The sequence below is a fragment of the Halomarina salina genome (assembly GCF_023074835.1).
GTDB lineage: Archaea > Halobacteriota > Halobacteria > Halobacteriales > Haloarculaceae > Halomarina > Halomarina salina.
The window spans coordinates 1,321,303-1,348,187 of record NZ_JALLGW010000001.1 but is presented as its reverse complement, the minus strand read 5'-3'; the positions used below and the strand labels follow the sequence as shown (position 1 = coordinate 1,348,187).

Below are 26,885 nucleotides of genomic sequence, written 5' to 3'. Positions count from 1 at the left end.
GGGCGGTTTCGTGTGGGGACCATACCCGACCGTGGTGGCCGGCCTGGCAAAAGTGTAGGTGGTCGGAGTTGTTCAGAGGTCGACGCTGCGGAATCTGAGGTAGCCGAGCGCGGGGGGCACGACGACCCAGCAGACGAGCACGAACAGCGCGAACCAGCCCCCCTGGTAGAACTCGGGGCCGCCCGCGCCGCCCATGACGAAAGCGTCGAGGCTCACGCCGTAGGAGATGAGCGGGCTGAGGCGGAGCGTCACCTCGAACACGGCGGCCGAGGCGTTCGGGAACAGTTCGGTCCGGACGAGGCCGACGACGAACAGCCAGAGGAACTGGAACAGGACGAACGCGCCGAAACTCGCCATGACGGCGACGCTCGTCGACCCGGTAACCGCCGAGATACCGACGCCGAGCGCGACGAACGCCGTCGCGTACAGGAGGGTGACGAGGAAGTAGAGGACGAACGGCGTCACCTCGTACCCGCCGATGAGTCCGAACGCCAGGAGGCCCCCGGCGACGAACCCGGCGACGATAGCGACGCCGACGACGAGACTCCGACCGAGCAGTTTCCCGAGGACCACGTCGCGCCGCGAGTGCGGCAGGCTCAACAGCAGTTTGTGGCTCCCCGTCTCCCGCTCGCCAGCGATGGACCGGTAGCCCGTCACGAGGCCGATGAGCGGGACGAGCACCACCGTCGGGCCGACGAGCGACCCGACCAGCGCGTCGGCGGACGTGACGTCACCCCCGAGCACCTCCACGAGCAGGTACTCGGTGCCGACGACGAACAGGACGAAGGCGACGACCAGCGTCAACAGCCGCCGCGACCGGAGCGCGTCGTTGAAGTCCTTCCGGGCGACGGACTGCCAGCCGCTCATCCGTCGCCGCCTCCCGTCGAGAGACAGTTCGCTACTCGAATCATATCGGCGGTCGGGACCGTCGCGTGAAAAACGTATCTGCGGGCGTGGGAATTGGCCGCGCTCAGAGGTCGCTGCTGCGGAACCGGAGGAAGCCGAGCGCCACCGGGACGACGATCCAGGCGAGCAGCACGACCAGTCCGAACCACGGCTCGGTGAACCAGGGAGCGTTCTGGCCGCTGGTCCCCAGCACCTCGGAGATGACGCCGTTGGCGTTGCTGAACGAGGCCGTCGGGGGCAGGATGTTGAGGAACAGCGCCCAGTCGGGCATCGAGGTCATGAACAGCCCACCGCTGAAGCCGTTGGACGCCCAGACGAGCAGGGAGACGAGCAGCCCCCAGAGGAACTCGAACACCATCCAGAAGCCGAACGCGAGGGCTGCCGCGCGCGACGTACTCGCGGTCGCCGTCGACAGACCCAGCGAGATGCCGATCCACGCGAACCCGAGCAGGATGGACAGCCCGGTGAAGATGAGGAAGTCGGTCACCACGAACTCGGCGAACAGCGCGAGGCCGATGGCGACCGCGACGGCGTAGCCGATGAGGATGGCGATGCTGATGACGATGCTTCGGCCGACGAGTTTCCCGGCGACGACCTCCGCGCGGGTGTGCGGGAGACTCAACAGGAGCTTCAGGCTGCCCGACTCGCGTTCGCCGGCGATGGTCTTGTAGCCGAGCATCAGCCCGATGATGGGGACGAGGAGTCCGGTCGCGCTGCTGAGGAGGGCGATGAACCCGAGACCCGTCGCCTCGCCACCCGTCTGTATCACCTCGGCGAAGAGGTACGCCGCCCCGCCGGCGAAGACGACGAACAGCGCGGCGAGCGCCCAGAACCACTTGACGCGGATGGAGTCCTGGAAGTCCTTGCGCGCGACGGCGGTCCAGCTCATCGCTGGGCCTCCGTCTCGCTCGTCTGGCCGGACGTCGCCACCCCGTTGCGGAGCCCGTCGCGGCCACCCTCGGTGTACGCGGCGAACAGCTCTTCGAGCGACGCCTTCTCGGTCGTGAAGTCCTCGACCTCACAGCCAGCGTTCTCGATGGCCGTGAGCACCTCCGTCTTCGAGGCGTCGTTGATGGAGACGACGATGGCGGTGCCCTGCACCGTCACGTCGGTGACGCCCGCGACGTTGCTCGCGGCCTCGACCGCGCGGTCGTTGGGCTGATCGACGGTGACCGTGAGCGTCGACCCGGAGCCGACGTTCGCACGCAGGTTCTCCATCGTGTCCTCGGCGACGAGTTCGCCGTCGCGCAGGATGCCGACGCGGTCACAGACCGCCTCGACCTGTTCGAGGATGTGGCTGGAGAAGAACACGGTCGTCCCGCGGTCGTTCTCCTGCTGGATGATGCGGCGCATCTCGCGGGCACCGTTCGGGTCCAGCCCCGTCGACGGTTCGTCGAGGACGAGCAGGTCGGGGTCGCCGACCAGCGCCATCGCGAGCACGAGCCGCTGGGTCATCCCCTTCGAGTAGCCACCGGCCTTCCGATCGGCGGCCTCGCTGATACCGACGCGCTGGAGCATCTCGTCGGGCGTCTCGCCCGTCTCCTTCGAGTCGATGGCGAACTGGACGTGCTGCCGACCCGTCAGTCGGTCGTAGACGTGGTAGGCGTCGGGGAGGACGCCGACGCGCTGCCGGACGGCCTTCGAGTCGGCCTGCGCGTCCATCCCGAGCACCGTCGCCGACCCCTCGGTGGGGCGGATGAAGTCGAGCAGGATGTTGATGGTCGTCGACTTCCCGGCGCCGTTCGGGCCGAGGAAGCCGTATATCTCCCCTTCGTGGACCGTCAGGTCCAGATCTCGGAGGGCCGTGACGCCGCCACCGAATCGCTTTGTGACGCCGTTGACATCTATAGCGGGCATACGCGCAGGATTGTGAGTCTCTCTTCATAACCGTTGCTACTCCGAGGACTGTTGACATCCCTACTTCGAGCGCACAGCTGTGACGGTTCCGACAGGACCGGCGGCTCACCGCGACGGGTCGTCCCCGCCGGACTTCGCAGCGGTCGGCCGCTCAGACGGGCCACTGAGATGGGGCCGCTCAGACGTCGTCGTCCGGGTCGTGGCGCTCGCGCATCCGGTCGACCTCTCCCGCGTACCGGTCACGCGTCTCCTCATCGTCCACGGGTTCGAGGTCCGACGGGTCGGCCGCCGTCGCGGCGCTGACGCCCTGGCGGGAGAGGAGGTGTGCCGAGCGCTCGTGGCGCTGGTAGCGCTCGCCGTCGGGCGTCGCGTAGACGAGCGTCACGAGGTTCCGGTCGTCGTAGTCGCGTTCGGCGAGCCACAGCTGGACCGTCTCGTCGTCCGCTCCGTCGGTCGCTCCCCCGCCCGTCGCGTCCTCGCTCATGCTCGGCGCTACACACAGCGGTCGTTTGTAGCTGTGGGCTCCCGGCGACGGCGACCCACCGAACACCGTCGGACCACGCGATTCCTCACAGCAAGCCCTTCTCGCGGGCGAGCAACAGCGGGAGGAGCGTCCACGCCGTCTGCGACCCCTCGCGTGCCCGGTCGAGTGCGTCCTCTACGGGGACGAGGCGGACGTCCACGAACTCGTCGTCGTCCGTACGCTGCTCGCCGGGCGCGAGGTCGTCGGCGAAGACGACACCTCGCGTCGACCGGAGCCACGCGACGGGGTAGTGCTCGGACAGCAGCTCGACGTTCCCGGCCGTGAACCCCGTCTCCTCTCCGAGTTCCCGGCGGCCCGCCTCGACCAGCGACTCATCGCCCTCGACACCGCCCATTGGACACGTCAACACCGTCTCGCGCAGTCGCGGGCGGTACTCCTCGACGAACACGACCTGCCCCTCGTACCGCGCGACGACGGCGACGGAGGGGCGACGGTCGACCCACCCGCGACCCGTCGTCTCGCCGTCCGGTCTGGTCAGGCGGTCGTACCCGACGGTGGTCGCGTCGGTGCCGACCGACCGCGACCACTGGACCGTCCAGTCTGGTGGCTTCGTTCGGTGATTCTCGGTCGGGTCGTCCATGCGTCGCTCGACTGGTGGATTCGACAAAGCGATTGGGCCGCTGGCAGTCTGGGGATTCGTACCTGTGAGAGACACTGCTGCGACTACCTCGAAAGGGGCCGAGCCAGCCAGAAGCCGACGGCTTCTGGTGACGACGTAAGCACGCGAGGGAGCGCAGCGACTGAGCGCGCGCAGCGAGTCGTAGGCGACGAGAACACGGGGGCTTTCGAGGTGTCGTCACCAGATGCCTCGGATCCATAGCCTTCTGATTCACCCCACGCCAATCCTGCTAGCGACTCGTCACCCTCTTACCCCTCGGGCCCGTGAGTCGAGACGGATGGACGGGACTGCGGTGCGCCGGCGCGCCGGTGACCTCCCACGGGAACCGGGCGTCTATCAGTTTCTGCAGGACGACGGAACCGTACTCTACGTCGGCAAGGCCGTCGAGCTACGCGACCGCGTCCGGTCGTACGCCGACCCGCGCTCGATGCGGATTCGCCGGATGGTCGAGAGCGCGGCGAGCGTCGACTTCGCGATGACGGACACGGAGACGCAGGCGCTCCTCCTCGAAGCGAACCTCATCAAGCGCCACCAGCCCCGCTACAACGTCCGCCTGAAGGACGACAAGTCCTACCCGCTCGTTCAGCTCACGGACCACGAGTTCCCGCGCATCGAGGTGACCCGGGACCCGAACGACTCGGCGACCGTCTACGGCCCCTACACCGACAAGGGCCGCGTCGACGTGGTCGTGAAGGCGCTCCGGGAGACGTACGGCGTCCGGGGCTGTTCGGACCACAAGTTCAGCGGGCGCGAGCGGCCGTGTCTCGACCACGACATCGGCCTCTGCACCGCGCCGTGTACGGGCGAAATCGGGGAGGCGGACTACCTCGCGGACGTGGAGTCCGTGAACCGCTTCTTCGAGGGCGAGACGGGCGTGCTCGCCGACCCGCTCCGGCGGGCGATGGAGGAGGCCGCCGAGGAGGAGAACTTCGAGCGAGCGGCGAACATCAGGGACCGCCTCGAAGCCGTCGAGGCGTTCCACGGTGGTGCGAGCGCGGCCGTCAGCGGTCCCGGCGGCGGCGAGCGGACCGTCGACGTGCTCGGGGTGGCCGTCGAGGGTGACCGGGCGACCGTCGCCCGCCTGCGCAGCGAGCGCGGCCAGCTGGTCGACCGGGAGCGCCACGTCATGGACGCCCCGGACGCCGACGAGGCGGTGGCGACGGTGCTCTCGGCGTTCGTCCCGCAGTACTACGCCGAGCGGGAGTTGCCCGACGCGCTCCTCCTGCCGGAGCGGCCGGACGGCGAGGAGGTCACCGACTGGCTCGAACGCGAGGGCGTCGCCGTCCGGGTGCCCGGCACGGGCCGCGAGGCGACGCTCGTCGACCTCGCGCTGAAGAACGCCCGGACCGCGGTCGGGATGCGCGACGAGGCCCGCGACCTGCGCGACGCGCTTCGCGGCTCGTTCCCGGCCCTCGGCCCCGTCGAGCGCATCGAGGGGTTCGACGTGAGCCACGCCCAGGGGAAGGCCGTCGTCGGGTCGGACGTCACCTTCGTCGGCGGGTCACCCGAGAAGTCCGACTACCGCCGCAAGCGCCTCGAACAGGTCAACGACGACTACGCGAACATGTACGACCTCGTCTCGTGGCGGGCGACCCGCGCCGTGGAGGGCCGAGACGAGCGTCCGACGCCCGACCTCCTGCTCATCGACGGCGGGCGGGGACAACTCGACGCGGCGCGCGAGGCGCTCGCGGACGCCGGGTGGGACGTCCCTGCCGTCGGCCTCGCCAAGCGCGAGGAGCTGGTGATAACGCCCGACGGCGAGTTCGACTGGCCGAGCGACGCCAGCCACCTCCACCTGCTCCAGCGGGTTCGCGACGAGGCCCACCGCTTCGCCGTCCAGTACCACCAGCAGGTCCGCGACGAGGTGAAGACGGTCCTCGACGACGTCCCCGGCGTCGGACCGGAGACGCGACAGCGACTCCTCCGACGGTTCGGGAGCGTCGAGAACGTCCGCTCGGCGAGTCACGACGACCTGACGAGCGTCCCCGGCGTCGGCGCGAAGACGGCGGAGACGCTCAAGAAGCGGCTGTAGCAGTTCTCTCGTCTCCCTACGGCACCTTCACGTAGTGGTAGCCCGCGCCCTGCAGTTTCGCCACCGTCCCGACGCCCGAACTCCCGCGTTCGACGCCCTCGACCAGCGTGCCTGGGTCGATGTCCCGCGTCGCCAGCGAGTTCGAGCAGGCGATAAACCGCACGTCGTCGGCGAGTGTCGCGACGTCGTCCGCGACGAAACTCCCCGCGACCACCGCGCGGACCGCCTCGCCGTTGAGGACCACGGCGAGTTCGTCGAGAGCGACGGTGTCGTCGTCGAGCAGGTTCCGGACGTTGGCGAGGACGTGGCTGTGGTCGGCGCTGTCGCCACTCGAACTGTGGAACACGACGTCCATGACCGAGACACGTCGAGCGCGGGCTTATGCTCGACGGTACCGAACCTCACGCATGTCGCACGTGGTCGTCGTGGGAGGTGGACCGGGCGGGCTGTCGGCGGCGCTGTTCACCGCGAAGAACGGCCTCGAAACGAGTCTCTTCGACCAGGGCGAGACGGCGCTCCGGTTCGCGCACCTGCTCAACTACCTCGGCATCGACTCGGTGGATGGCGAAGCGTTTCTGCACGCCGCCCGCGAGCAGGCCGACGCGGTCGGCGTCCACCGGCACGACGAACGGGTCGTCGAGGTAGAGGACGACGGCGAGGAGTTCGTGGTCGTCACCGAGACGGGCACCTACGCCGCCGACTACCTCGTCCTCGCGACGGGTCAGGCCCGCGAACTCGCCGCACAACTGCGCTGCGAACTCGACCACGACGGGACGGTCCTCGTCGACCGGAACGGCCGGACCAGCGTCGAGGATGTCTACGCCGTCGGGTGGCTGACGCGCAAGGACAAGGTGCAGGCGGTCATCTCGGCGGGCGACGGGGCCGCCGCCGCCCTCGACGTCCTCTCGACGGTCGAGCGCGCACCGTTCCACGACTTCGATACGCCCCGAGACGTAACGGTGGGGCGACGACTCGGGCGACGCGACGACTCGACGGCGCGAAACGCTTAGGTGTACGTCAACGAAAGTCAGGGTATGAGTGGGTCCCGCGACAGCCTCTTCTACAAACTCGGCCAGATGGTGGCCGAGGGAGAGAGCCTGCAGGAACGCCAGTCCTCCTCCTCCAGGTCCGCCTCCGCGCAGTCCTCGTCTTCGCGTTCGTACGGGTCGACGTCCGGGTCGACGGACCTCGGCACCGGGTTCGGCGACGGCGGCGACCGCCCCGTCCCGCGCTGGAGTCGCTACCTCCTCGTGGTGGCGGGTGTCGTCGCCGCGGCCGGTCTCGCAGACGTCCTCCCCGTCTCGGGACTCGCGGCGCTCGGCATCGCCCTCGTCCTCGCCGCCCTCGCCCTCCTCATCGACTCCATCGAGATCGTGCAGGCGTACGAGAAGCGCGCGCTGACGGTGTTCGGCGCGAACCAGGGCCTCCTCGACCCCGGCCTCCACTTCGTCCCCCCGCTCATCTCCAGGACCTACCAGTTCGACATGCGCACGGAGACGCTCGACGTGCCCCGGCAGGAGGCCATCACGCGCGACAACTCGCCCGTCACCGCCGACGCCGTCGTCTACGTCCGCGTCGTCGACGCCGAACGCGCGTTCCTCGGCGTCGACCACTACCGCCGCGCGACGTCGTACCTCGCCCAGACGACGCTCCGGGCGGCCATCGGCGACATGGAACTCGACGAGACGCTCTCCCGCCGCGAGGACATCAACCGGTTCATCCGCGAGGAGTTGCAGGAGCCGACCGACCGCTGGGGCGTCGAGGTGGAGGCCGTCGAGGTCCGCGAGGTGATGCCCAGCGGCGACGTCGTGGACGCGATGGAACAGCAGTCCAGCGCCGAGCGCCACCGCCGCGCCATGATTCTGGAGGCTCAGGGTGAACGCGTCAGCGCCGTCGAGCGAGCACAGGGGGAGAAGACCTCGAACATCATCCGCGCGCAGGGTGAGAAGCAGGCGCAGGTCCTCGAAGCGCAGGGTGACGCCATCTCCACCGTCCTCCGCGCGAAGAGCGCCGAGTCGATGGGCGAACGCGCCATCATCGACAAGGGGTTCGACACGCTGACCGACATCGGCAAGTCGCCGTCGACGACGTACGTCCTGCCCCAGGAACTCACGTCGCTGCTCGGTCGCTACGGCAAGCACCTCTCGGGCAGCGACCTCGGGATGCCCGTTTCGCTCGACTCGAACGAGTTCGACGCCGAGACGACCGAGATGCTCGGCCTGAACGACGTCGAGGACATCGCCGCGGGCATCGAGTCCGACGTCGAGATGACGACCATCGAGATAGAGGAGGAGGTCGACGAGGCAGTCGAGAAGACGACCGAGACCGAATCGAACTGAGTCGCGGTCCCGACGCTACTCCACGGCGAGGTCCCGCCGTCGCGCCGTCCGCTGGTCCAGTGCCCGGTCCCTGAGCGCTCGCTGGCGCTCGTCCGGACAGTCGAGACGCGGCACCTCGACGGGTGACTCCTCGGCGTCGAGCGCCACGAACGTGAAAAACGAGGTTGCGGTGGCACGGCGCTCTCCTGCTGCCGGGCGCTCGGCGCGGACGGTCACGCGCACGTCCATGCTCGCTCTGCCCGTCTCGAAGACGTACCCCTCGACGGTGACGACGTCGCCGAGCGTGATGGGCGCGAGGAAGTCGACGTGGTCCATCGACACGGTGACGACCTGTCGGCGGGCGAACCGCCGTGCCGCGATGGCCCCGCAGATGTCCATCCAGTGGAGCACCGACCCGCCGAGTGCCCGGCCGAGGTTGTTCGTGTGGTTGGGCATCAGTATCTCGCTCATCTCGGTGTACGAGTCGAGCAGCGTCGCTGTCTCGGGTACCGCCGCGAGGTTCGCTCCCCGGCCGCCGTCTCCTCGACCGTCGGCGCTCACCACTCCAGGGACCCTCCGCTCTGGTACTCCGTGACCTTCGTCTCGAAGAAGTTCTTCTCCTTGTTGAGGTCGACCGACTCCGAGAGCCACGGGAACGGGTTGTCCGTCCCGTACTGCTCGGGGAGGTCGAGCTGTCCGAGGCGGCGGTCGGCGACGTACTCGACGTACTCCTCGAAGCTCTCGGGGTGCATCCCCATCACGTCCGGCGGGCACGCCTCGCGGGCGTAGACCCGTTCGAGGTCGACGGCGTCCGTGACGAGGTCGACGACCTCCTCGCCGAACTCGGGGGTCCAGGCGTCGGGGTGTTCGGCGCGAATCTGCCCGACGAGGTCGACGCCGAAGTTGACGTGCAGCGACTCGTCGCGCATGATGTACTCGAACTGCTCGCCGACGCCGACCATCTTCCCCTGGCGTTTCAGCGCGAGCATCATCGCGAACCCGGCGTAGAAGAACACGCCCTCCATCACGACGTAGAAGCCGACGAGGTCACGGAGCAGTTCGCGCACGTCGGCGGTCGTCTCGACGGTGAACGACGGGTCGTCGACCGCTCGGGTCAGGTCCACGACGAAGTCGTCCTTCGCCTCGATGGCGGGGATGCGGTCGTACATCCCGTAGAGGTGGTCGGGGTCGAATCCGAGCGAGTCGCAGCAGTAGATGAACGTGTCCGTGTGGATAGCCTCCTCGTAGGCCTGTCGGAGGAGGTACTGGCGACACTCCGGAGCGGTGACGTGGTCGTAGACGGCGAGGACGACGTTGTTCGCCGTCAGCGACTCGGCCGTCGAGAAGAAGCCGAGGTTCCACTCGACGAGTCGGCGCTCCGCGTCCGAGAGGGCGTCGCCCGTCCACTGGTCGACGTCGTCGCCCATCGGAATCTCCTCGGGCGTCCAGTTGTTGGCGACGCCCGCCTGGTAGTACTCGCGCGCCCAGTCGTAGTCGATGGGCAGTATCTTGTTCGGGTCGTGGGTTCCGTCGGTGTCGAGAATCGGCATGTGTGCGGTGGTGTGAGGTGCTGCGTGGTGGTCGGTGGCTGTGCTGGTCGGGCGTCGCTACTGGCAGGCGTCGCAGGTCGGGTCCTCGACGCTCGGCAGGTCGCTCCCCGACTCGTCGCTCGCGTCGGCGTCGTCGCTGGCGGCAGACGAGTCCCCGTCCGCCCCCGGCCCGGTGCCCCGGAACTGCGTGTCGTCGTACTCCGAGAGGTCGAGCGTCGACTTCTCTATCTGGCTCGCGCCGAGCGTCCGCAGGTAGTATGTCGTCTTCAGCCCCGACTCCCAGGCGCGCTGGTAGACGTCGTCGAGGACCGAACCATCTGTTCCGGGGAAGAAGACGTTGAGCGACTGGCTCTGGTCGATCCAGACGCCGCGCTGGGCGGCGACGCGGATCTGGTGGCGCGGGTCTATCTCGAACGCCCCCCGGTGCAGTTCCCGAACCGACGCGGGGAGCTCCGATAGCTCCTGTATCGACCCGTCGTGGTACTTCAGCCGGTCGACGATGCCGTCGCCCCACAGGCCCTCGCGTTTCAGGTCCGCGACGAGCCGCTCGTTGAGCATCGTGAACTCGCCGGACATGTTCGACTTGACGTAGAGGTTCGAGTAGCGCGGTTCGACCGAGGGTGTCGTCCCGGCGATGGTCGAGATGGTGGCGGTCGGCGCGACGGCCATCGTGTTCGAGTTGCGCATCCCGTGGTCGGCGACGTGTTCCCGGACCGCCGACCAGTCGAGAGACTCCTCGGGGTCGACGGCGACCGACTCGCCGCGTTCGGCTTCGAGTCGCTCGATGGTGTCCTGCGGGAAGACGCCGCGGTCCCACTTCGAGCCCTCGTAGCTCTCGTAGCTGCCGCGCTCGCGGGCCAGTCGGGAGGAGTTCAGAATCGCGTGGTAGGCGACCCGCTCCTGCAGCTCGCCCGCGACGTCGACCGCCTCCTCGCTCGCCATCGGGACGCCGAGGTCCGTCAGCGCGTCGTGGAACCCCATCACACCGAGGCCGACCGGTCGGTGGCGCATGTTCGAGTGCTCGGCCTTCTCGCTCGGGTAGAAGTTCAGGTCGACGACGTTGTCGAGCATCCGCATCGCGGTCTCGACGGTGTCGGCGAGGCGCTCGCGGTCGAGGGTCGGCGAAGCGTCGCCGACCGCTCCGGCCGGTTCGTCGTCCTCGCTGGCCGGAACGACGTGCCGCGAGAGGTCGATCGACCCGAGGTTGCAGACCGCCGTCTCCTCGGACGACGTGTTGAGCGTGATCTCGGTACAGAGGTTCGACGAGCGGACGACGCCCGCGTGGTCCTGCGGCGAGCGGACGTTGCAGGCGTCCTTGAACGTGAGCCACGGGTGCCCCGTCTCGAACAGGCGCGTAAGCATCGTCCGCCAGAGGTCGGCGGCGTCGACCCGCTCGAACTGCTCGATGTCGCCCGCGTCGGCCTGCTCCTCGTACGCCTCGTAGCGTTCGACGAACTCGCTGCCGTACGTCTCGTGGAGGTCGGGCACCTCGTCGGGCGAGAACAGCGTCCACTCGCCGTCGTCTCGCACCCGCTGGACGAACAGGTCGGGAATCCACGCCGCGGTGTTCATGTCGTGGGTGCGACGGCGCTCGTCGCCGGTGTTGCGCCGCAGGTCGAGGAACGCCGGGAAGTCGAGGTGCCAGCACTCCAGGTAGGCGCACGCCGCGCCGCGGCGCTTCCCAGAGCGGTTGATGGCGGCGGTCACGTCGTTCGATATCTTCAGGAACGGGACGACGCCGGTGGAGTCGACGCCCGTCGACTCGATGGTCGCCCCCGAGGCGCGAATCGGCGTCCAGTCGGTGCCGAGGCCGCCCGACCACTTCGAGAGGTTCGCGTGCTCGCCGTAGGCGTCGAAGATGGCGTCGAGGTCGTCGGGGACCGTCGTCAGGTAGCACGACGAGAGCTGTGGGTGGGTCGTCCCGGCGTGGAACAGCGTCGGCGTCGACGGGACGAACCGAAGACGGGCCATCGCCTCGTAGAACTCGACGGCGCGCTCCGTCGGGTCGTCCTCCGCCAGCGCGAGGCCCATCGCCACGCGCATCCAGAACACCTGCGGGAGTTCGGAGGGCTCGTCGTCGACGCGCAGGAAGTACCGCTGGACGAGCGTCTCCATCGCCACGTACCCCAGTCGCTCGTCGAGTTCGGGCCGGAGCGTGTCGGCCAGCACACCGAGGTCGAACTCGTCCATCCGGGGGTCGAGGCGTTCGGCCGCGATACCGCGTTCGACGTGGCTTCGGAACGACTCGCCGTAGGCGGCGGCGAGCGCCGCGTCGTCCTCTGGGACCTCGCCGAGCAGGCGACGGTAGTAGCGCCAGCGGGCGACCCGCGCCGCGATTCGCTCGTAGGCCGGGTCCCGCTCGATGCGAGCGCTCGCGGCATCGACGAGGGCGTCGTCTCGCGTCTCCGCGTCCGCGTCCCTCGGGAGGTTCCGCTCCACGGCGTCGACGAGTTCGGCGGCCGCCGTGTCGTCGACGACCGCCTCGTGGTCGGTACGTGCCCGGTCGATGACCGAGCGCAGTTCGTCGCGTTCGTCGGTGTCGGTGGTGTGTTGACTCATGGGTAGTGTCGCCACTGGCCGTCTCCGGCGGTCTCTCGACACCGAGACGGCGTCTGCCGTGTCTCCCTCCTGCCCGTGACCGTCCATAAAGTTTGCCAAGCTTGGTTGGAGTAGTACAACTTAATTTGTCTTAGTGGACGGGCTCGGTTGAGCGTGGGCGGAACCAGTTGCACGCTACGCCTGCCCCAGACTCATGTACGGGCCGAGAGAGGCACTCGACAGAAGATGAGCGAGCAGAAGCACATCGCGGTCGACTTCGACGCGACGCTGACCGAGGGGAAAGAGGACGACCGCACGACGGACGACCCGAACCCGGACGAGGAGATGGTCCACTGGGTGAACCAGCAGTACGACGCCGGCCACACCATCGTCGTCTGGACGGCCCGGCCGTGGGAGGCCGCCAACAAGACGGTCGCCCACCTCACCGAGTGGGGCGTGAAGTGGCACGGCATCCGCATGGAGAAGGGGTACGCCGACATGTACGTCGACGACAAGGGGACGACGCCTCGCGAGCAACTGCTCGACGACGGCTACGACGGCGACGGTGAACTCGACGAGGAGGACATCAGGTCGGCCGAGGCCGCGACCGACGGCGGCGAGGACAGCGACGGCGACGGCGGCGAGAACAGCGACGGCGACGGCGGAGACGGGAACCAGGAGAGCAGCGCGGACGACGGTGACGACGGCGACGACGGCGAGGACTGACGAGCCTGCTCGGTCGACCCCTCAGAACTCCTCGGCCGGTGCGGGGACGCTCTCCTCCTCGCGGTCGAGTTCGTACGCCTCGCTCACCTGCCGGATGCGGTCGCGGATGTCCGCGGCGAGTTCGAACTCCAGGTTCGAGGCCGCCTCCTCCATCCGTCGTTCGAGGTCCGCGACGTACTCCTCGGCCTCCTCCGGCGAGTCGGGGTCGACGTTGGCGACGTTCTCCGTGTCCGTCTTGCTCCCCGGGAGGTTCGTCTCGCCGACCTCCTTGTCGATGGTCGTCGGCGTGTGGCCGTGTTCCTCGTTGAACTCCCGCTGAATCTCGCGGCGGCGCTGGGTCTCGTCGATGGCGGCGGCCATCGCGTCGGTCGTGTCGTCGGCGTAGAGGACCACCTCGCCGTTGACGTTCCGCGCCGCACGTCCCATCGTCTGGACGAGCGTCGTCTCCGAGCGGAGGAACCCCTGCTGGTCGGCGTCGAGGATGGCGACCAGCGACACCTCGGGGATGTCCAGTCCCTCCCGGAGCAGGTTGATGCCGACGAGGACGTCGAAGTCGCCCAGGCGGAGGCCGCGGACGAGTTCGTGGCGTTCGAGCGTGTCCGTCTCGTCGTGCATGTACTCGACCGCGACGCCCGACTCCTCGAGGTACTCGGTGAGGTCCTCGGCCATCCGCTTGGTGAGCGTCGTGACGAGGACGCGCTCGTCGCGTTCGATGCGCCCGTCGATGCGGTCGAGCAGGTCGTCTATCTGTCCGTCGGCGGGCGAGATGTCGACCTTCGGGTCGACGAGGTGCGTGGGGCGGACAATCTGTTCGACCACCTGCTCGGACTGTTCTCGTTCGTAGTCGCCCGGCGTCGCCGAGACGTACAGCAGGTTGTCGGTCTTCTCCTCGAACTCCTCGAAGCTGAGCGGGCGGTTGTCGTACGCCGTCGGCAGGCGGAAGCCGTTCCCCACGAGCGAGTCCTTCCGGGACTTGTCGCCCGCGAGCTGTCCCTTCACCTGCGGGAGCGTGACGTGCGACTCGTCGACGACGGTGAGGAAGTCGTCGGGGAAGTAGTCGAGCAGGGTGTACGGCGCGTCGCCGGGTTCGCGGTCGTCGAGGTGGACCGAGTAGTTCTCGATGCCCGAGCAGTAGCCCGTCTCGCGCATCATCTCGACGTCGAACGTCGTGCGCTCCTCGATGCGCTGGGCGGCCAGCAGGTCTCCCGAGCGCTCGAAGTAGCTCACGCGCTCGTGCATCAGGTCCTCTATCTCCGCGATGGCCTCCTCCATCCGGTCTTCGGGCAGCGAGTAGTGCTCCGCCGGGTGGATGAGGACGGCGTCCTGCTCGCCCTTCGCTTCGCCCTCCAGCGGGTCAATCTTCTGCATCCGGTCTATCTCGTCGCCCCAGAACTCGACGCGGACGGCGTACCGGCCGTACATCGGGAACACCTCGACGGTGTCGCCGCGCACGCGGAACGTCCCCTGCGTGAAGTCGACGTCGTTGCGCTCGTAGTTCAGGTCGACCAGTCGCTTGAGCAGTTCGTCGCGGTCGATGGACTGGTCGCGTTCGAGGCGCAGCGCCATCTGCTCGTACGTGCGCGGGTCACCGAGCCCGTAGATGGCCGACACCGAGGCGACGACGATGACGTCGTCCCTCGTCAGGAGCGACCGGGTCGCCGAGTGGCGCAGTCGGTCTATCTCGTCGTTGATGGAGGCGTCCTTGTCGATGTAGGTGTCCGACTGCTCGACGTACGCCTCGGGCTGGTAGTAGTCGTAGTAGCTGACGAAGTACTCGACGGCGTTGTCCGGGAACAGGTTCCGGAACTCGTCGTAGAGCTGCGCCGCGAGCGTCTTGTTGTGCGCGATGACGAGGGTCGGCTGCTGAATCTCCTCGACGGTCCACGCGACGGTGTTCGTCTTCCCCGACCCCGTCACGCCGAGCAGCGTCTGCTCGCGCATCCCCTGCCGGTAGCCGTCGGCCAACTGCTGGATGGCCTCCGGCTGGTCGCCCGCCGGGTCGAACGGCGCCTCCACGCGGAACGGTCGCTCTCTCCCCGGCCGGTCTGGCTGCAACGGAGAACCAGCGTCACTCATTGGTCGAATCAGGAGACGGACGTACTTGAGGCGCACGCCAGCGGAGTGGAAGTGGAGGGAAGCGGCCTCGCTCGCACGTTCCGCACCTCCACTGTACGCCACTCTCGTCGCGAACCCTCTCGCCAGCCCCGCTCGTCCGACGTCGACGACCCCAATCACCGGTCACTCTCGATACTCGCCCGCAAGTCTCGGGAGGGCGGTCCGGACGCCTTCGTACTCCTCAGTAGTGCTATAGTTTCGTGTTTCCTGGGCGTACGGTTCTGACGACTGCACAGACCCACCGAGCGACAGGTACCCGTACAGTCGCTTCATAGCAGCCTCCTTTGTGTGGAACCCTGTTTTCCCGCCTGCATGACGCCAGACTCGGACGGTCCAGGGACGGACGCATCGCGACGGCGGTTCATCATCACCGCCAGTGCAGCAGGCCTCGCCAGCCTCGCCGGCTGCACCGGCGGGGACGGGAACGGCGACGGGACGACGGCCGACTCGACGAGCGGCGACACCGCCGGAACCACCAGCGGTGAAGGGACCGACGCCCCCGCAGAGGGGAACACGGAGTCGGGCACCGAGAGCGGCGCGGAAGCCTCCCGCCTCTCCGCGGAGGGCTCTTCCACGGTCTACCCCATCGCCAACACCGCCGCGTCCTACTGGAACTCCAACGCACCGCCGGACGACGGCGAGTACTGGGGCAAGAACAGCGAGGGGTCGGTCCCCGGCTGGTCGAACATCCAGACCGACAAGAACCTCGCCGACTACTGGGCGAGCCTCTACGGGTTCGAGACGACCGGCGAGGTCTCGAACCCGCCGTTCCCGGTCACGGTCGGTCTCAGTCACTCCGGGACGGGCGTGACGGCCCTGAAGAACCAGCAGGTCGACTTCGGGGACGCCAGCGCGCCGGTCGAGGCCGAACTCCCCGACGCCAGCGAGGAGGTGCTCGGCAACTTCGTCGACCACGTCGTCGGCCGCGACGGCCAGCCCATCGTCGTCAGCAAGGCCATCTACGACGCCGGCGTGACCGAACTCGACGCGGATACCGTGCGTGCCATCTACCGCGGCGAGATAACGAACTGGTCGGAGGTCGACAGCTACAGCGGCGACGACAAGGAGATCTACGCCGTCGGCCGCGCCACGGGGTCGGGCACCGACACCGCGTTCCGCACCAACATGCTCGGTGCCGAGGACGCGGAGATGCCCGGCGTCGACACGCGCCAGGGGCAGAACCAGCAGGTCCAGACGACCGTCGCGCAGTCCGACAACGCCATCGCGTACATGGCGCTCGCGTTCGTCACCGACCAGGTGCCGGCGGTGGCGCTGACGTTCGACGGGACCACGTACGAACTCGGCGAGGACCCCGGCCTCGGTGCCGCCGAGTACCCCCTGAACCGCGACCTCCACATGTACACGTGGAAGGACACGGACGAGCGCGAGTCCGCGTTCCTCAACTTCATCTACAGCGAGATGGGTCAGAAGATCTTCGTCGAGGGGAACAACTACTTCCCGCTCCCCTCCAGCGAGATCGAAGAACAGCGGAGCAAGCTCGCCTCGCAGTCGAACTGAGGCCCGCGGTCCGCGTCGGACCACAGACCTCGCAGTTTTTCCAACAATGTCAGAAGTTCCAGAAACGAATCAATCATCGGGGGTGACGGGGGTACTCGACAACGCGACGAGAGGTGGCGTAGCGGTCAGCGCGGTCGGGCTCGTCTGTCTCGCCGGGGCGTTCGCGAGCTTCCTGCTGTCGATGCCGTACACGTTCCCGTTGCTGTTCGGGTTCGTCGTCGTCATGGCCTACGGCTGGGTCACACGGCAGGCAGAGACCGCCCGGACGCTGACGTTCGTCGCGACGGTGTCGACGGTCGGCATCCTCGGATTGATCACCGTCTACATCGTCGTCGAATCGATTCCGGCCATCTCCCACATGGGCCCGGACATACTCACGCGGATGCAATCCCCGCTCTGGGAGCCGGGAGCCGGCGTCTACAGCCTGTTACCGCTGATCTGGGGGACGGTCGTGACGACGCTCATCGCCACGGCCATCGCCGCCCCGTTCGGCGTCGCCGGAGCGCTGTTCATCGGCGAGATAGCACCCCGGTCGGTCCGAGATATCATCAAGCCGGCCGTCGAAGTGCTCGCGGGCATCCCCTCTATCGTCTACGGCTTCATCGGGTTCACCGTCCTCAACCCCTACCTGACGAAGACGTTGCGACTGCCCGGGCAGGGGAGCCTGTTCCTCGCTGGCGTCGTCATCGGCTTCATGGCGCTGCCGACGGTCGTCTCCGTCGGCGAGGACGCCATCGCGAGCGTGCCCGAGTCGATGAAGAGCGGGTCGCTCGCGCTCGGGACGACCGACTGGCAGACGATGAAGAGCGTCACGCTGCCGACGGCGCTCTCGGGGCTGTCCGCCGCGATACTGCTCGGCGTCGGGCGCGCCATCGGCGAGACGATGGCCGCGACGGTCATCCTCGGGAAGATTCCCGCGTTCCCCGACCCGCTGTACGACGTGTTCGGCAACACCATCACGCTGACCGCGACCATCGCGAGTCAGTACGGGAGCGCCGCCGGTCGCCCGCTCCACGAGAGCGCGCTGTTCGCGGCCGGCGTCGTCCTGTTCGTCACCGTGATGTGTCTGAGCATCGCCTCCCAGTACATCGAGGCGCGGATGCAGCGGAAACTGGGTGGGAACGAGTGAGCACCGACACGCGGAGCAGACTGGTCGGTTCGGACACGTCGGGGTACGAGACGGCCGCGGCGGCCGCCGTCGGCCTGAGCGTCCTCACCTTCGCGCTGTGTCTCGTCGTGCTCGCCGAACTGGTGCCGTTCGACGACGGCGTCGCCGGCGTCGCGGCACCGACGCTGTTCGGGGGACTCCTCACCGTCCTCGGCGGTGCGGTCGTCCTCCTCGGCGTCGCCTCGGCGAGCGGCGTGGTGACGACGTCCCACGACCGGAGCGCCGGACTCGTCACTGCAGCCGTGTTCGGCGTACTCTGGGCGACCGTCGGGGGACTCGTCGCCTCGCAGACGGTCGGCCTCGGACTGGTCGGCTGGCTGCCAGCCGCGCTCGCCTGTGGCCTGGTCGCCGCCGTGGTCACCGTACTCACCCCCGAAGACATCGGGTCGACGCTGCCCGCGGGCGCGCTGTCGCTGTTCGCCGGGGTCGTCTTCCTGACCGGCGTCATCGGGGCCGGCTGGACGTGGTCGCCGCCGGACCTCCAGGCGTCGTTCACCGCACCGGTCGTGGTCCCCGTCGTGACCGTCACCGTCAGCGTGGTCACGTCCTGGGCCGCCGCGAAGGCCAACGGCGGATTCGGAAGCCAGGGACGCGAGCGCGCGGCGTTCCTGCTCATCTGGCTGCTCGCGGGGCTCGTCCTCACCGTGTTGCTCTCCCTGCTCGCGTTCGTCACGATGAAGGGCGCACCGCGGGCGTTCCAGGGGTTCGACGTCGGACCGGACGTCGGCATCGAGTGGCCGTTCCTCACCAGCGGCGTCTCGCTCCTCGCCGACTCGGCCGGCATCTTCCCGGCGATGATGGGGACGGTCTGGCTGGTCGTCGGCTCCGTCGTGCTCGCCGTCCCGATGGCCGTCGGTGCGGCCATCTTCCTCACGGAGTACGCCGAGCAGGGTCGGTTCACGCAACTGGTCGAGGTCGCCACCAACGGTCTCTGGAGCACCCCGAGCGTCGTGTTCGGGCTGTTCGGCTACGCGTTCCTCGTCCCGCGACTCGCCAACCGGAAGTCGCTGCTGGCGGGCATCCTCGTCCTCAGCTTCATGCTCCTGCCGCTGGTGCTCATCACGAGCCGCGAGGCGATGAAGGCGGTCCCCGACGAGTACCGCGACGCGAGCGCCGCGCTGGGCGTCTCGCGGTGGCAGACCATCCGGAGCGTGGTCCTGCCAGCCGCGATGCCGGGGGTCGTGACGGGCGTCATCCTCGGTGTCGGTCGCATCGCCGGGGAGACCGCCCCGCTGTTGCTCGTCACCGCCGGAGAGATTTTCCCCTCGAAGCGCAACGCGCCGAGCGTCATCTCGGGGTTCGACGTGAGCGTCGTGACGTCGCCGCCGTTCATCGACATCGCCAACCCGGCGCTGTTCCAGCCCTCCTCGGCGCTCCCCTACCAGCTGTACGCGGCCATCACGGCCGGGCTCAGCTCTCCCAACATCGACGACGGGATGGCGTTCGGCTGGGCGACGGCGTTCGTGCTGTTGCTCGTCGTCCTGTCGTTCTACGTCGTCGGCATCGCCACCAGAACGTACTTCAGACGGAAACTATCCCATGACTGAGACGACGAACGATTCGGAGACCGAGCGAGAACAGGGCGGGAACCGGCCCGACGCGTCACCGTCGACGGCGACGGCGACCACCACACAGAGTAAGTCCACGAGCCGAACCGGCGACGCGACCGAGCAGACGGTCGCCGGCGAGACGGACGAACGGACCCGTCCCGAGTGGGTCACGTACGAGTTCGCCGGGGAGTCGAAACTCTCGGTCACCGACCTCGACGTCTACTACGGCGACGAACACGCGCTCAAGGGCGTCTCGATGGAGATTCCAGAGCGGAGCGTCACCGCGCTCATCGGGCCGTCGGGCTGCGGGAAGTCGACGTACCTCCGGTGTCTCAACCGGATGAACGACCGTATCAAGACCGCTCGCGTCGACGGCAGCGTCGAACTCGACGGCCAGAACGTCTACGACGACGACACGAACCTCGTCGAACTCCGCAAACGGGTCGGCATGGTGTTCCAGTCGCCGAACCCGTTCCCGAAGTCCATCCGCGACAACGTCTCGTACGGGCCGCGGAAGCACGGCGACATCGACACCGGCCTCCTGTCGCGGCTGCTGGGCGACGACGACTCGGAGAGCGAGGACGAACTCGTCGAGCGCTCGCTCCGGCGCGCCGCGCTCTGGGAGGAGGTGAGCGACCGCCTCGGCGACAACGCGCTCGGCCTCTCCGGCGGGCAACAGCAGCGCCTCTGCATCGCCCGGTGTCTCGCCACCGACCCGGAGGTCATCCTGATGGACGAACCCGCCTCGGCGCTCGACCCCATCGCCACCTCGAAGATAGAGGACCTCGTCGAGGACCTGGCTCGGGAGTACACGGTCGTCGTCGTCACGCACAACATGCAGCAGGCCGCCCGCATCTCCGACCAGACGGCCGTCTTCCTCACCGGCGGCGAACTCGTCGAGTACGACGACACCGAGAAGATATTCGAGAACCCCGAGAGCCAGCGCGTCGAGGACTACATCTCGGGGAAGTTCGGGTAATGGTCCAGCGAAAGGTCCAGCTCAGCGGCGGGTCCACGTTCACCGTGTCGCTGCCGAAGGAGTGGGCGGCCGAGCAGGGCATCGAGGTGGGCGAGCGGCTCACGCTCCGACCGGACGACGACGGACGTCTCGTCGTCGACCCGAACCCGACCAGCGACGACGGCCGACGCGTCGACGTTCGCTCGTGTGACCCGTCCTCCGTCGCCCGGACTGTCCGAGCGCTGTACCGCCTCGGCTACGACGAGTTCACGCTCGTCGACGACGGCGGACTGGACGGGGACTGCACGCACGCCGCCGCGGAGGCATCGCGCGGCCTCCGCGGACTGGAGACGGTCGAGGAGTCGCCGACGGAGCTTCGACTGCAGGTGCTGCTGGACATGGACCGACTCCCCGTCGACCGCGTCGTCTCCGGGATGCACCAGTCGGTCCAGTCGATGCACCGCCACGCGACCGACGCGTTCGTCGAGGGCGACCCGGAGACGGCCGAGTTGATGGTCGACGACGGGGCCGACATCGCGGCCAAACTCGCGCTCGTCGACCGCTACGCGAGTCGGGCCGCCCGCCCCTGCTCGTACACTGACGACGCGATTCGCTCGCGGTACACCGTCTGGGCGTCCCGACGGGTCGCCGGCCACCTCCAGGCGGTCGCGAGGGCCGCCGCGACGCTCGTCGCCCTCGCCGCCGAGACGGACGCGCCGCCCGAGGGCTGGGCGGCGGCGTTCGGGGACCTCTCCCGCGAGTCGCGGTCGGTGCTCGAGACGACGGTCAGGACCGCGCTCCCCGTCGAGATGGCGGACCGCCAGCGTGCCCACCGGGCGGCCGCGACCTGCGAGCGACTGGCCGACCGCGTTCCCACCGTCCCGGAGCGCACGTCGGCGACGACGGCCGCCCGCGCGACCGGCAGCCTCCACCGTACGGTCGCGGCCGCGACCGGCGTGGCCGACGTCGCAGTCGAGGCGGCCTACTGGGACGGGTCGTCGTAGCTATGTGGAAAGCGAACGCCGACGAATCGTCAGCGCTCGAACTGAGTGCCACTGTATTCACCGATAGCTCGGAGGCAGAATCCTCATGCTCGACCGAGTTATCTACGCCTAGTTACCCTGCCGCGAGCGAACGCAGTGAGCGAGCGGGGTGACCGAATCCCTCAAGGGAGCGTAGCGACTGCGAGGGTGAGGGAATCCTTTTGGTCCAGCTTTTACACTGCCGGGGTCGCGGAGCGACCCCGGCGCGTGGATAAAAGGTGGGTTTAGACCGCGCGGCGCTCTTTCGCCTTCGGGCGGAGGTTCTTGTAGCCGCACTTGCGGCACTTGTTCGCCTCGGGCGAGTTGCGGGCGTTACACCGCATACAGATCATCTTGTTGAGCATCCGGTTTTCCGCTTCCTCGAAACTGGCCATGTTCGGTTCTCTGGGCCGGCGCGGTTAAGGATTGCGAGTAGCGGACGGCGATGAGCGTTAAGGCCACGGGTCGCGTTGTGGGCATATGCCGTTGTACGACCGTCTCGCCGACCTGTCGTTGCGTATCGAGGGTCACGAGCGCTCGACGCAGGAACGCGCCACCTCCTCTGGGTTCGACCGGACGACGACCACCGTCTCGCTGTCGGGCGACGGGGAGACGGGACTGGGCGAGGACGTCACCTACGACACCGAGGACCACGAGCGACTGGTCGGGCACGACCTGGACCTCGCGGGCGAGTACACGCTGGCGTCGTTCTCCGAGCACCTCTCCGACCTCGACCTGTTCCCCGAACCGCCCGAGCGAGAGGCGTCCCACCACTACCGCCGCTGGGCGTTCGAGAGCGCGGCGCTCGATCTGACACTCCGGCAGGCCGACACCGACCTCGCGAGCGCCCTCGACCGCGAGAGCCAGGCGATGCGGTTCGTCGTCTCGACGCGCCTGGGCGAGGACCCGAGCACCGACCGGCTCGACGCCATCCTCGACGCGTACCCGGACACCGAGTTCAAACTCGACCCGACCAGCGAGTGGGACGACGCACTGGTCGCGGACCTCGCGGAGTACCCCATCCGCATCCTCGACCTGAAGGGTCAGTACCACGGGACGGAGGTCGACCAGGACCCCGACGCCGACCTCTACGAGCGTGTCGTCGACGGCTTCCCCGAGGCGACCATCGAGGACCCGGCGCTGACCGAGGAGACGCGGCCCATCGTCGAGGCCGCCGCCGACCGCATCTCCTGGGACGCGCCCATCACCGGCGTCGACTCCATCCGGACGCTGTCGTTCGAACCGTCGTGGCTCAACGTCAAGCCCTCGCGGTTCGGCACCGTCGAGTCGCTGCTCGACAGCGTCGAGTACGCGCTCGGCCGCGACGTGACGCTGTACGGCGGCGGCCAGTTCGAACTCGGCGTGGGCCGCGGCCAGATTCAGCGGTTAGCGTCGGTGTTCTACCCCGACGGCCCGAACGACGTCGCCCCCGGCGGCTACAACGACCCCGACGTCCCCGACGGTCTGCCGACCAGTCCGCTCTCGCCCGGCGACGGCCGGGGGTTCCGCTGGTGAGAGCGGGCACCTGCCGAGACGACGGAGAGCCGGCCCGAGAAGCCCTCTCACCGCCGTTCTCTGAGTGTAGCTTAAATATCTCTCGCGACGTAGTTGTGGTATGAGTTCTCGTACCGAATCAGACACGTCCCTCCGCATGGAGTCCCTCGTCGACGAGGTGAGCAGGTGGCCCGGCGTGACGGTCGAACCGGGTCGCGCCGGTGGCCGCGTCTTCTCGCTGGGCACCCGCGAGGTCGGGACGGCGACGTTCGGCGGGCAGGTGACGGTGACGTTCGGCCGCGCACTCCACGACCCGCTGGTGGAGGCGGACTGGACGACGCCCGACCCGCTCGTCCCCGCCTCGGGCCGGACCGTGTTCCGCGTTCACGGGGACACCGACGTCGAACGCGCTCGCGCACTGTTGCGCCTCTCGTACGTCTACCACGCGCTCTCGCGGCCCGACACGACCGCCGGTCGCGAGGCGCTCGCAGCCCTCGAACTGGAGACCGACCTCGACGACATCGCGCCGCCGTGGACCGTCCGGGACCGGTTGACCGCCATCGCCGACTCCCACGCCTGAGCGCCGCCACGGACGGTGGACGCCACGTACCGCCGACTCACTCCAGGGCTGGCGGTTCGAACCGCCGGAGCCCGAACCCCGTTACCAGGACCGCGCCGACGCCGACCGCGAGGAGCGCCAGCGCCGCGAGCGACCCGACGACGGGGACACGCGGGAGGACGACGAGCAGTGCCTCGACGCCGACGACGCCCGCCGCCGCCGCGACCGGTCGGCTGTCGACGGGGAGTCGCCGTCCGAGCAGGGCACCGAACACGGCGACGGCGTAGCCGACGACGACGGCCCCGACGAGGACCGCCAGCACGCTCACCGGGAGTAAGACGACGGTGAACGCCAGCAGGACGGTCATCGCGAGGGCGGCGAGCGTCGACAGCGCTCCCACGACGCCGCTGACGAGTGGATGGGTGGTGGCGGCGTCCCCGACGGTGCCGAGCAGTCGCGGCCGTCTGTCGGCGAGGAGCGCTCCTACAGCGGCCAGCACGAGCGTCTGGAGGGCGAAGCCGACCGGACTCGTCCCCGCCTCCTCGGCGGGGACGCCGCGCTCGACGCTCCCGACCGACGCCCCCTCCGCGACGGTGACGTCCCCGCCGATGGCCTGCACCGTTCCGGTGACCGTAGCGGACGGGGCGATTCGGACGTCGCCGCCCAGCACCACCACGTCGCCGCGGACGGTGCTGGCGACGTCGACGCTGCCGTCGGCGACGTACACCGACCCGTCGACCGGCCCGTCCGTCGTCACCGCCCCGCCGGCGACGAGCACCGTCTCGGTCGGGCCGTCGAGGACGTGTTCTTCGTCGAGGACGACGCGCATCGAATCGACGTCCTCGCCGCCCGCGGCCGCCGCCAGCAGGACGGCGACGACGAGCAACACGGTGACGGGAGTGAGGTTCACTGTCGCACCTCCCGTCTCCGGTCCCGCTCCCGGCCCGCCAGTGCCCACCGGACGTACAGCAGCGTGCCGACGACGAGCGTCAGCACCACGGCCAGCGCGTTCACCAGTTCGAGATGCGCGAGCAGCGTGACGCCGCGCGCCTCGAAGGAGAGCGCCAGCGCCGTGCTGAGGAACGTCGCCGTCCACCCGGCAACGCCGACGCCGACGGCGGTGTGGAGCCCCACGTCCGCGGGCGTCGAGAGATCCGCCCACAGCGCGAAGTTGAACGTCGTGTAGAGGCTCACCGCCAGCGCGTAGAACAGCGGCATCGCCAGCACCGACCCGCCCGTGTCGAACCGGACGGCGAACGTGTACAGCAGGTGCGTGACGGCGAACGTCCCGAACACCCAGCAGAACAGCCAGGTACGCCCGAAGTTCCGATAGAGGACCGCGGCGGCTATCGCCCCGGCGACGTGGCTGGCGGCGATGGCCACCCGGACACCGACGTCGGGCGACTGCCACGACCCGCCGACCAGCGACGGCGTCTCGACGATGCGCAGGAACCCCAGACTGTCGACGAAGAACGCTCCGAACAGCAGCAGGACGAGCACCCAGAACGTCAAGGTCCTGGTCGTGACGTCCTCGGTTCGGCGGAATCTGCCGACGCCGAACCGTTCCCGCTGGCGGTCCCACCGCGCGACCAGCGCGTTCTCCCGGACCGCCAGCGTTCCGAGGACGACGAGCGCAGGCACGATGGCGACGGCCATCACCCGACTGAACGCGACGACGTCCCACTCCAGCGGGTACACCGCGCCGATGCCGAACGCGCCGGCCGTCGCCGCCGCCCCGACGGCCCCGCGGTCGGGCACCGGGACGAGATCGACCGCGAGCGCGAACGTCGCGGGGACGGCGACGCCGAGCGACAGCGAACACCAGACGACGAGTGCGCCGAACCCGGCGGGCGAGCGGACCAGCGGTGCGACGACCACGAGCAGCAACTGCGCGGCGACGGTGAGCGTCACGAGACGGAGTTTCGTGAGGACCGACCGACTCCAGCCCCGGCGGTCCATCGTCCACCCGGTCGCCACCGCGACGGCGACGGTGAGCAGCGCGAACCCTGCCATCCAGGTCGAGACGGTGTCGCCGTCGAGTCCCACCACCGTCGTCCCGAGGTCGACGAGACCCAGCTGGACGAACGTGATGTTGTAGTAGTACCCGCCAGCCGCGAGCGCGACGAACAGCCCCGCGCCGGCGACGACCGACCAGTCCCCGTCGCGGGCGAACTCGACCAGCTGCACGCGACGTGACACGACGACGCGAGTGATAAACGTTGGTCGGCGGGGTCGGCCGCAGTCACGGCCCGTTCGACGGTTACGCCCCCTCGCCGGCGTCGAGGTACTCCTGCTGGACGGCGACCACCTCCTCCGAGTTCGTACAGTCCGCGTAGCGCCGGAGCGGTTCCTCGTTGAGTTCGAGGAACGTGTGCCCCCAGCGGAACTTCGAGAGGATGGCCTCGGCGTGCTCGCGGTCGCCGAGGATGCAGAGCGCGCCCGCGAACGCCTCGACGGTGTTCAACTGGAACGGCGTCCCGTAGTTGACGGGGTTGGCCGCGACGAGGAACGGGAGCGCGCGGTGACGGCCACGCAGGTCGAACGCCTCGCGTTCGGCCGTCTCCCACGAGCAGTCGAGGGCGACGAGCGCGTCGAAGCCGTCGCCATCGGGAGGGTTCGCGTCCCCCGGCGCGAGCGCCTGTTCGGCGAACGGGTTCAGCACGATGCCGGTCGGCGTCGCTCGCGCCGAGCGGTGCAACGCGGCGAGGTCGAAGCGCGCCAGTTTCCGGGCGCTGCACTTCGTCGGGTCGTCGTCGCCCTCGTACCGGACGTGCAGGTCCACGCGCTCTCTACCCGGCGGGTCGGCAAAAGCGACGCGCTCGACGGTCAGACGGTCCGCGCCCGCTCGTCGCGTGTCACCGCCGTTATTGTGTCCGAGCGCCGAGGTCCGGACATGGACGCCGTCGCTCTCGCCCGCGAGTACTATCGCGTCATCGACGACGCCGACTACGACGCGCTGGCGGACCTGCTCGCGCCCGGATTCGCCCACGACCGGCCGGACCAGTCCATCGAGGGCGGCGACCGGTTCGTCCGGTTCATGCGCGAGGAACGCCCGGAGACCGACACCAGCCACGACCTGGACGCGGTGTACGTCCTCGACGGCGAAGCAGCAGACGAGACGAGTAGTGACGATTCCGCGTCCGGAGGCACGGAGGTGGCGGTCCGCGGCCGACTTCGCCGTGCCGACGGGAGCGTCTGGTTCGGCTTCGTCGACGTGTTCGCCGTGGAAGAGGGCCACCTCGCCCACCTGCGAACGTACACGCACTGACACGAGTAGCCCCCTCACCCGACATTCTCGGTGAAGCGCGACCGAAGCGACCGGAGCTGGCGACAAGAATAAGTGAGCTAGTGTTGTCATGTCGTTCAGATGATAGTGAGACTCACGCGTCGAAACGAGGGGTGGCGACGAGC

25 protein-coding genes and 1 pseudogene are annotated in these 26,885 nt (G+C 68.7%); 12 read left to right on the top strand and 14 right to left on the bottom strand.

Annotation, left to right across the window (positions count from 1 at the left end; all coding sequences use genetic code 11):
- Positions 1-72: 72 nt before the first annotated feature.
- The 5 genes from MX571_RS06870 to MX571_RS06850 all read right to left on the bottom strand — a co-directional run bounded on the left by MX571_RS06870 (position 73) and on the right by MX571_RS06850 (position 3,887).
- Complete coding sequence (locus tag MX571_RS06870; RefSeq protein WP_247414885.1) at positions 73-867, bottom strand: ABC transporter permease subunit; 795 nt, start codon at positions 865-867, stop codon at positions 73-75.
- 103 nt (positions 868-970) lie between these two features.
- Complete coding sequence (locus tag MX571_RS06865; protein WP_247414883.1) at positions 971-1,795, bottom strand: DUF2705 family protein; 825 nt, start codon at positions 1,793-1,795, stop codon at positions 971-973.
- On the bottom strand, positions 1,792-2,763 hold the full coding sequence (locus MX571_RS06860) for an ABC transporter ATP-binding protein (protein ID WP_247414880.1): 972 nt from the start codon (positions 2,761-2,763) through the stop codon (positions 1,792-1,794). Before MX571_RS06860 ends, MX571_RS06865 begins: the two co-directional genes overlap by 4 nt.
- A 178-nt stretch (positions 2,764-2,941) precedes the next feature.
- Positions 2,942-3,247 carry a DUF7967 family protein gene (locus MX571_RS06855; protein ID WP_247414878.1) on the bottom strand — a complete coding sequence of 102 codons (306 nt, stop codon included), beginning with the start codon at positions 3,245-3,247 and terminating at the stop codon, positions 2,942-2,944.
- An 85-nt stretch (positions 3,248-3,332) separates the two neighbouring features.
- Positions 3,333-3,887 carry an NUDIX hydrolase gene (locus tag MX571_RS06850; RefSeq protein WP_247414875.1) on the bottom strand — a complete coding sequence of 185 codons (555 nt, stop codon included), beginning with the start codon at positions 3,885-3,887 and terminating at the stop codon, positions 3,333-3,335.
- Between the two features lie 316 nt (positions 3,888-4,203).
- Here MX571_RS06850 and MX571_RS06845 point away from each other — a divergent pair, with 316 nt between their 5' ends.
- Positions 4,204-5,958 (top strand): excinuclease ABC subunit C, encoded by a 1,755-nt coding sequence (locus MX571_RS06845; protein WP_247414873.1) that lies wholly within the window; start codon positions 4,204-4,206, stop codon positions 5,956-5,958.
- A gap of 16 nt (positions 5,959-5,974) precedes the next feature.
- Here MX571_RS06845 and MX571_RS06840 read toward each other — a convergent pair whose 3' ends face one another.
- Complete coding sequence (locus tag MX571_RS06840) at positions 5,975-6,313, bottom strand: DsrE family protein (RefSeq protein ID WP_247414871.1); 339 nt, start codon at positions 6,311-6,313, stop codon at positions 5,975-5,977.
- Between the two features lie 52 nt (positions 6,314-6,365).
- Between MX571_RS06840 and MX571_RS06835 the strand changes: the two genes are divergently transcribed.
- Both MX571_RS06835 and MX571_RS06830 read left to right on the top strand, forming a co-directional pair.
- The gene (locus tag MX571_RS06835) at positions 6,366-6,968 is read left to right on the top strand and encodes an FAD-dependent oxidoreductase (protein ID WP_247414869.1); all 603 of its coding nucleotides are present in this window, start codon (positions 6,366-6,368) and stop codon (positions 6,966-6,968) included.
- 66 nt (positions 6,969-7,034) lie between these two features.
- A complete protein-coding gene (locus MX571_RS06830; RefSeq protein ID WP_417341743.1) occupies positions 7,035-8,297 on the top strand; it encodes an SPFH domain-containing protein in 1,263 nt (420 codons plus the stop codon).
- 15 nt (positions 8,298-8,312) lie between these two features.
- Here MX571_RS06830 and MX571_RS06825 read toward each other — a convergent pair whose 3' ends face one another.
- The 3 genes from MX571_RS06825 to MX571_RS06815 all read right to left on the bottom strand — a co-directional run bounded on the left by MX571_RS06825 (position 8,313) and on the right by MX571_RS06815 (position 12,385).
- A complete protein-coding gene (locus tag MX571_RS06825) occupies positions 8,313-8,747 on the bottom strand; it encodes an acyl-CoA thioesterase (protein WP_247418441.1) in 435 nt (144 codons plus the stop codon).
- Positions 8,748-8,833: 86 nt separating this feature from the next.
- Entirely contained in the window at positions 8,834-9,826 is a 993-nt protein-coding gene (locus MX571_RS06820; RefSeq protein ID WP_247414865.1) for a ribonucleotide-diphosphate reductase subunit beta, read from the bottom strand.
- Between the two features lie 57 nt (positions 9,827-9,883).
- Positions 9,884-12,385 carry a ribonucleoside-diphosphate reductase subunit alpha gene (locus tag MX571_RS06815; RefSeq protein ID WP_247414863.1) on the bottom strand — a complete coding sequence of 834 codons (2,502 nt, stop codon included), beginning with the start codon at positions 12,383-12,385 and terminating at the stop codon, positions 9,884-9,886.
- Positions 12,386-12,610: 225 nt separating this feature from the next.
- On the opposite strand from MX571_RS06815, the gene MX571_RS06810 reads away from it, so the two are divergent.
- The gene (locus MX571_RS06810; RefSeq protein WP_247414861.1) at positions 12,611-13,090 is read left to right on the top strand and encodes a hypothetical protein; all 480 of its coding nucleotides are present in this window, start codon (positions 12,611-12,613) and stop codon (positions 13,088-13,090) included.
- 21 nt (positions 13,091-13,111) lie between these two features.
- Here the strand turns inward: MX571_RS06810 and uvrB are convergent, their stop codons facing one another.
- A complete protein-coding gene (uvrB, locus tag MX571_RS06805; protein WP_247414859.1) occupies positions 13,112-15,166 on the bottom strand; it encodes an excinuclease ABC subunit UvrB in 2,055 nt (684 codons plus the stop codon).
- Positions 15,167-15,517: 351 nt separating this feature from the next.
- Here uvrB and MX571_RS06800 point away from each other — a divergent pair, with 351 nt between their 5' ends.
- The 5 genes and pseudogenes from MX571_RS06800 (at position 15,518) to MX571_RS06780 (ending at position 21,403) form a co-directional block, all read left to right on the top strand.
- Entirely contained in the window at positions 15,518-16,723 is a 1,206-nt protein-coding gene (locus MX571_RS06800; RefSeq protein WP_247414857.1) for a PstS family phosphate ABC transporter substrate-binding protein, read from the top strand.
- A 46-nt stretch (positions 16,724-16,769) separates the two neighbouring features.
- Positions 16,770-17,852, top strand: a complete 1,083-nt coding sequence (pstC, locus tag MX571_RS06795; RefSeq protein ID WP_247414856.1) for a phosphate ABC transporter permease subunit PstC — start codon at positions 16,770-16,772, stop codon at positions 17,850-17,852.
- Positions 17,849-19,438 (top strand): phosphate ABC transporter permease PstA, encoded by a 1,590-nt coding sequence (gene pstA, locus MX571_RS06790; RefSeq protein WP_247414854.1) that lies wholly within the window; start codon positions 17,849-17,851, stop codon positions 19,436-19,438. The genes pstC and pstA overlap by 4 nt, the downstream gene beginning before the upstream one ends.
- 130 nt (positions 19,439-19,568) lie before the next feature.
- Positions 19,569-20,420, top strand: a pseudogene (pstB, locus tag MX571_RS06785) (phosphate ABC transporter ATP-binding protein PstB); the annotation flags it as partial.
- Positions 20,420-21,403 (top strand): AbrB/MazE/SpoVT family DNA-binding domain-containing protein, encoded by a 984-nt coding sequence (locus MX571_RS06780; protein ID WP_247414850.1) that lies wholly within the window; start codon positions 20,420-20,422, stop codon positions 21,401-21,403. The pseudogene pstB and the gene MX571_RS06780, both read left to right, overlap by 1 nt.
- 263 nt (positions 21,404-21,666) lie before the next feature.
- Here MX571_RS06780 and MX571_RS06775 read toward each other — a convergent pair whose 3' ends face one another.
- Entirely contained in the window at positions 21,667-21,816 is a 150-nt protein-coding gene (locus MX571_RS06775; RefSeq protein ID WP_247414848.1) for a 50S ribosomal protein L40e, read from the bottom strand.
- An 85-nt stretch (positions 21,817-21,901) separates the two neighbouring features.
- Here MX571_RS06775 and MX571_RS06770 point away from each other — a divergent pair, with 85 nt between their 5' ends.
- Both MX571_RS06770 and MX571_RS06765 read left to right on the top strand, forming a co-directional pair.
- Positions 21,902-22,936: a hypothetical protein gene (locus MX571_RS06770; protein ID WP_247414846.1), complete on the top strand. Its 1,035-nt coding sequence runs from the start codon at positions 21,902-21,904 to the stop codon at positions 22,934-22,936.
- Positions 22,937-23,036: 100 nt separating this feature from the next.
- Positions 23,037-23,495 carry a luciferase domain-containing protein gene (locus tag MX571_RS06765; protein ID WP_247414844.1) on the top strand — a complete coding sequence of 153 codons (459 nt, stop codon included), beginning with the start codon at positions 23,037-23,039 and terminating at the stop codon, positions 23,493-23,495.
- Positions 23,496-23,532: 37 nt separating this feature from the next.
- On the opposite strand, the gene MX571_RS06760 is transcribed toward MX571_RS06765, so the two are convergent.
- From MX571_RS06760 to MX571_RS06750, 3 genes are all read right to left on the bottom strand, one after another.
- Complete coding sequence (locus MX571_RS06760) at positions 23,533-24,384, bottom strand: bactofilin family protein (protein WP_247414842.1); 852 nt, start codon at positions 24,382-24,384, stop codon at positions 23,533-23,535.
- Positions 24,381-25,673 carry an MFS transporter gene (locus tag MX571_RS06755; RefSeq protein ID WP_368408991.1) on the bottom strand — a complete coding sequence of 431 codons (1,293 nt, stop codon included), beginning with the start codon at positions 25,671-25,673 and terminating at the stop codon, positions 24,381-24,383. Before MX571_RS06755 ends, MX571_RS06760 begins: the two co-directional genes overlap by 4 nt.
- Before the next feature lie 61 nt (positions 25,674-25,734).
- Entirely contained in the window at positions 25,735-26,256 is a 522-nt protein-coding gene (locus MX571_RS06750; protein ID WP_247414839.1) for a DUF367 family protein, read from the bottom strand.
- A gap of 111 nt (positions 26,257-26,367) precedes the next feature.
- Between MX571_RS06750 and MX571_RS06745 the strand changes: the two genes are divergently transcribed.
- Positions 26,368-26,742, top strand: a complete 375-nt coding sequence (locus MX571_RS06745) for a nuclear transport factor 2 family protein (protein ID WP_247414837.1) — start codon at positions 26,368-26,370, stop codon at positions 26,740-26,742.
- Positions 26,743-26,885 lie beyond the last annotated feature (143 nt).